Consider the following 281-nt stretch of genomic DNA (forward strand, 5'->3'; position numbering starts at 1 on the left):
TGTTTGATTCCTTCGGGTTTCTTTCAAGGGAACGCTGGACCTGATCTGGTAGTAGGTAAACGATGGGGTGACGCAGGAAGGTAGCCCAGCCCGGGCGATGGTAGTCCCGGGGTAAGCATGTAGGACGAGGGATAGGCAAATCCGTCCCTTATTAAGTCTGAGGTGTGATGCCGAGCCGATTGTGGCGAAGTGGGTGATCCTATGCTGCCGAGAAAAGCCTCTAGTGAGTGTCATGGCGGCCCGTACCCTAAACCGACTCAGGTGGTCAGGTAGAGAATACT

Annotated in this window: 1 rRNA gene; it reads left to right on the plus strand. The window is 54.4% G+C overall.

What is annotated here, in order from left to right:
- A 23S ribosomal RNA gene (locus QSK34_RS37675) occupies window positions 1-281 on the plus strand; the annotation flags it as partial.

The organism is Herbidospora sp. NBRC 101105, from assembly GCF_030269205.1.
Classification (GTDB): domain Bacteria; phylum Actinomycetota; class Actinomycetes; order Streptosporangiales; family Streptosporangiaceae; genus Herbidospora; species Herbidospora solisilvae.